General features: G+C 68.4%; 2 protein-coding genes. Both read left to right on the forward strand.

The window, feature by feature from the left end:
• The first annotated feature begins 278 nt into the window (after positions 1–278).
• On the forward strand, positions 279–2,240 hold the full coding sequence (locus tag PKF00_RS37775; RefSeq protein ID WP_271222539.1) for a DUF4082 domain-containing protein: 1,962 nt from the start codon (positions 279–281) through the stop codon (positions 2,238–2,240).
• A gap of 327 nt (positions 2,241–2,567) precedes the next feature.
• Positions 2,568–6,048: DUF4082 domain-containing protein (locus tag PKF00_RS37780; protein WP_271222540.1), on the forward strand; the 3,481-nt coding region annotated here is incomplete at its 3' end.

The following is a 6,048-nucleotide window of genomic DNA, read 5'->3' on the forward strand; positions in this document are numbered from 1 at the left end:
CATCCATGAAACGTCGCGCACACCGCCGGCGCGAGATACCAGGAAAACCACGTCGCACGACCACCCCTCACCACGGCACGCCCGCCCGGCGCTCATGCGAACGCGCCCGCGGAACCAAGGCGTGCGACTCCCCCGAACAGCTCCCAGTCAATCCAGAAAGGGTGACTGCGATGCCCGAAGTGCGAGAAACAGGTCAATCCCCCGTCCCCCCAACGGCCTCGATCCGCAGAAACACCCCCCTGCGAAGGCTCGGCCGCCCCTGGCTCCTGGTCACCCTCGTGACCGTCCTCACGATGGGCGTGGTCGCCGGGACGCAGAAGGAGGCGAACGCGTTGCCGGTGAACCTCGGCAGCGCCGCCTCCTTCGGGGTCCTGGCGGGGTCGACGGTGGCGAACGTCAACCTCACCGACGTCGCGGGAGACCTCGGCGTCGGCGCGGGCGGCACCATCAGCGGCTTTCCCCCCGGCACGGTGAGCGGGGCGACGCACAACGGTGACGCCGCCGCGACGCAGGCCCTGGCCGCCGCGACCGCCGCCTACAACGACATCACCGCGCGGACGCCCGTCACCACCGTGCCCACCCAGCTCGGCGGGACGACCAAGACCCCGGGCGTCTACGACACCGCCAACGGAAACCTGGCGATAGCCGGCACGCTCACCCTCGACGCCCAGAGCGACCCGGACGCGCTCTTCATCTTCAAGGGAGCCACGCTCTCCACGGCGAGCGTCAGCAACGTGGCCCTCATCGGCGGAGCCCAGGAGGACAACGTCTTCTGGCAGCTCAGCGACTCCGCGACGCTTGGAACGCTCTCCACCTTCCGGGGGAACGTCCTGGCGTCCGACTCGGTCTCGGTCAACAACGGGGCCGCCGTCTACGGCCGTCTCTTCGCCCTCACCGACACCGTCACCCTCCAGGGCACCGCCAGCATCCCGAAGACCCGCATCACCGTCCCGAACAACCCGCCGACGACCACGGCCCTGACCACCTCGGGCTCTCCCAGCGCGGCGGGCCAGCAGGTCACCTTCACCGCCACGGTGAGCCCGGTCACGGGCTCGCTCAGCCCGCAGGGCCAGGTCGCCTTCAAGGACGGCTTGACCGTCATCGGAACGAGCACGGCCAACGGCTCGGGGGTCGCCACGCTCACCACCTCGGCGCTCTCCGCCGGCAACCACTCGATCGTCGCCGTCTACCTGGGCGGTGACACCCCCAGCGGCGAAGGCACCGTGCACTTCGCCCCCAGCGCCTCGGCCCCGGTGATCCAGATCGTCACGGCCAGCCTCTGGACGAGCGTCGACACCCCGGACAGCGCATCCCAGAACGACTCCAACGCGACCGCCGTCGGCGTGAAGTTCACCGCGAGCACCGACGGCGTCATCCGGGGAATCAAGTTCTACAAGGGCTCGCTGAACACCGGCACCCACACCGGAACCCTGTGGACCAGCGGCGGCCAGCTCCTGGCCAGCGCCGTCTTCACCAGCGAGACCGCCTCCGGATGGCAACAGGTGAGCTTCTCCTCACCCGTCTCCGTCACCGCCGGCACCACCTACGTCGCCTCCTACCACACCACCTCCGGGTTCTACTCGGTGTCGAGGCTGTATTTCACCCAGGCCCGCACCAACGGCCCGCTCACCGCTCCGGAGAACAGCGCCGCGAGCGTCAACGGCGTGTACTCCTACGGCACGGCGAGCACCTTCCCGGTGAACGGCTTCCAGGCCACGAACTACTGGGTCGACGTGCTCTTCTCCCCGTCGACCAGCTTCTGGTCGAGCGCCGACACCCCGGACACCGCATCCCACAACGACTCCAACGCCATCACCGTCGGCCTGAAGTTCCGGCCGAGTGCCAACGGCTCGATCAGGGGAGTCAAGTTCTACAAGGGCTCGCTGAACACCGGCACCCACACCGGAAGCCTGTGGACCAGCGGCGGCCAGCTCCTGGCCGGCGTCACTTTCAGCAACGAGACCGCCTCCGGATGGCAGGAGGCGAACTTCTCCTCGTCCGTCGCCGTCACCGCGGGCACCGTCTACGTCGTCTCCTACCACACCACCTCCGGCTTCTACTCGGTGAACAGGCCGTACTTCATCGTCCCACGCGCGAGGGGCCCGCTCGCCGCACCTGAGAACGGGACGCAGGGCATCGGCGTCAACGGCGTGTACAGCTACGGCGCGACGAACACCTTCCCGGTGAACGGCTACCGGGCCACGAACTACTGGGTCGACGTGCTCTACGACGTCGGCTAGGAATCCCCGCCCGCCGGCCCGCGGCCGCCTCTCCCGCCCGATCCGTCATCACGGAAACGGCGGGACCGGCCGCGGGCCGGCGGCCTTCGCACGCCGTCACACCGACGGGTGTCGTGTCCCGAGAACTCCTCTGTGATGGCGAACCGCCCCCGGAACGGCCAAAGGGTCTAGATCTCAACAAAGGAGCGGCAAGACATCGTCGAACGCATGCGTCCGTGAACCTCCCTGTTCAGCCGCGTCGTCAGAATTTCGCCGTCCGGCGTACACGTCGCCGGGTTTTCGCCGTCTGGCGGTGGCCGACTGCGAGGTTGCGACCGGGGGTTGTGCGTGCGATACGGCGAGCAGAAGAACAGTCGGACGTCCTGGCGAGGACGGAGATTCCGGATCGCGCTGGTCGCGTTGGGAGGCGCGCTGATCCCCCTGGCCGGCGCGCTGGGGGCGGCGACGCCCGCGCCCACGCCGGCGGACACGTCCTCGGCGGTGGAGACGCTGCAGGGCTCGTCACGGAGCGAGACGGCCCCCGTGATTCCGGGGCGGGACACCCCGGGCCCCTCCTCCTCGGACGAGACAGAGTCCTCGGATCTGTCGGACCGGGCGGCGCCCCCGCAGTACCCCTCGAACAGAGGGGAACCCTCTCAGGGCTCCGCGTCCGGGATCCCGTCGCCTCCCGCCACCCCCCTGGGCGAGACGACTCCCCCGCGCCAGACGACCTCCGACGAGACGACGCCCAGTGAGACGACACCCGGTGAGACGACACCCGGTGAGGCGACACCCGCACGGCCGGAGACCGGCTCCGGCGACCTGGGCGGGAAGGCCGACGGGCGTCCCGCCCAGGCCCGCAGGCTCAGGGCCGTGTGCCAGCCCGTCAACGTCATCTGCGCGGAGAACAACCTTCCCGGCAATCCCCCCAGCGAGTGGGACGTCTCGGGAGGGGGCAGCAGCAACATCCAGGGCTACGCCGCCCAGATGAGCGTGAACAAGGGGTCGACCGTCCAGTTCAAGGTGAACACCAACTCGCCCAACTACCGCCTGGACATCTACCGCATCGGCTACTACAACGGCATGGGCGCGCGGCTGATCACGACGATCAGTCCCTCCGCCTCCCTGCCGCAGACGCAGCCCGCCTGCCTGAGCAACGCGACGACCGGCCTGGTCGACTGCGGCAACTGGGGGGTCTCGGCCTCCTGGGCGGTGCCGAACACCGTCGTGTCCGGGGTCTACCTCGCGAAGCTGGTCCGGCAGGACGCCACGAGCGGTTCGAGCCACATCGTGTTCGTCGTCCGCGACGACTCCAGGGACTCGGACATCCTGCTGCAGACCTCGGACGCCACCTGGCAGGCCTACAACACCTACGGCGGCAACAGCCTCTACGTGGGCAGCCCGGCGGGGCGGGCCTTCAAGGTGAGCTACAACCGCCCCTTCGGGGCGCAGACCCGCAGGTTCTTCGAGTCGGAGTACCCGATGATCCGGTGGGTCGAGGCCAACGGATACGACGTCGGCTACACCTCCAGCATCGACACCGCCAGCCGGGGGGCGGAGATGCTCGACCACAAGATGTTCATGGTCTCGGGGCACGATGAGTACTGGTCCCGCGAGATGCGCGAGAACGCGGAGAACGCCCGGAACAACGGGGTGAGCCTCGCCTTCTTCAGCGGAAACGAGGTCTTCTGGAAGACCCGCTGGGAGAACAGCATCGACAGCTCGAACACTCCGTTCCGGACGCTCGTCTGTTACAAGGAGACCACGGCGAACGCCAAGATCGACCCGAGTCCCGAGTGGACGGGCACGTGGCGCGACCCCCGTTTCGTCCCTCCGGAGCCGGAGAACGGCCTGACGGGAACCCTGTTCAGGATCAACGGTTACGCCTACGACGCCATCACGGTTCCCTCCGAGTTCGCCGCCATGCGGTTGTGGCGCAACACCTCCGTCGCCAACCTGCAGCCCGGCCAGACCGCCACCTTCCCCGGCGGCACCCTCGGCTACGAGTGGGACGAGGCGCCCGACAACGGCTTCCAACCGGCGGGACTGGTGAAGTACTCCAGAACGACCGTGAGCACCTCCTCCCTGTTCCTGCTCGACTTCGGCAGCACCTACGGCGCCGGGACCGCGACGCACAGCCTGACGCTCTACCGGCACTCGAGCGGCGCGCTCGTCTTCGGGTCGGGAACCATCCAGTGGTCGTGGGGCCTCGACGCCACCCATGACATGCCGGGAACGCCCACGGACATCCGGATGCAGCAGGCGACGGTCAACCTCTTCGCCGACATGCAGGTCCAGCCCGTCAGCCTCCAGGCGGGCCTGGTCCCGGCGACCGCCTCGACGGACACCAGTCCCCCCACCTCGACGATCACCAGCCCGGCGAGCGGCGCCTCCGTCCAGAACGGCACGATCACCACGATCCAGGGCACGGCCGCCGACACGGGCGGCGGCGTCGTCGCCGGCGTCGAGATCTCCTTCGACGGCGGCACGACCTGGGCCCACGCGACGGGGACCACCAACTGGGTGTACAACTGGACTCCCTCAACCTCCGGGGCGGTGACCATCCGGACCCGGGCGGTCGACGACATCGGCAACATGCAGCAGAATCCGGCCTCGGTGACCGTCACGGTCTCCGAATGCCCCTGCACCCTGTGGACGCCGGTGATGACGCCCGCCGTCGACTCGCACAACGACTCCTCCTCGATCGAGGTCGGCGTGAAGTTCACGCCCGCGAGCTCGGGCTACATCACCGGGGTCAGGTTCTACAAGGGAACGCAGAACACCGGCACCCACGTCGGAAGCCTGTGGAGCAGCGGCGGACAGCTGCTGGCGAGAGCGACGTTCAGCAACGAGACCGCCTCCGGATGGCAGCAGGTGAGCTTCTCCTCACCCGTCGCCGTCACCGCGGGCACCACCTATGTCGTCTCCTACCACACGGCCGGGTTCTACTCCATAACGAGGCCGTTCTTCACCCAGGCCTACACCAACGGCCCGCTCACGGCCCCCTCCGACGCGGCCTCGGGCGGCAACGGCGTGTACGTCTACAACGGGACGAGCGCCTTCCCCGCCTACACCTACCAGGCGACCAACTACTGGGTCGACGTGGTGTTCACCCCCTCGACCGCCTCGTCGAACAGCCTGTGGGGAAGCTCGGCCACCCCGGACGTCCCCTCCCACGACGACTCGAGCGCCATCACCGTCGGCGTGAAGTTCAGGGCGTCGACCTCGGGGACCATCGAGAGCATCCGGTTCTACAAGGGCCCGCAGAACACCGGCACGCATGTCGGAAGCCTGTGGACCAGCGGCGGACAGCTGCTGGCCAGCGCCACCTTCAGCAACGAGACCGCCTCCGGATGGCAGCAGGTGGACTTCTCCTCACCCGTCTCCATCGTCGCGGGCACCACCTACGTCGCGTCGTACCACACCAACGTGGGCTTCTACTCCATAACGAGGCCGTACTTCACCCAGGCCTTCAGCAACGGTCCGCTCACGGCCCTGGCGGACGGAGCCTCGGGCGGCAACGGGGTGTACGTCTACGGCTCGGGGAACCTCTTCCCGAGCAACACCTACCAGGCGACCAACTACTGGGTCGACGTGGTGTTCACCCCCTCGACCGCTCCGTCGAACAGCCTGTGGGGAAGCTCGGCCACCCCGGACGTCCCCTCCCACGACGACTCGAACGCCATCACCGTCGGCGTGAAGTTCACCGCGGCCAGCTCGGGGACCATCGACAGCATCCGGTTCTACAAGGGCCCGCAGAACACCGGCACGCATGTCGGAAGCCTGTGGACCAGCGGCGGACAGCTGCTGGCCAGCGCCACCTTCAGCA

This window comes from Streptosporangium carneum, assembly GCF_027922005.1.
Lineage (GTDB): Bacteria > Actinomycetota > Actinomycetes > Streptosporangiales > Streptosporangiaceae > Streptosporangium > Streptosporangium carneum.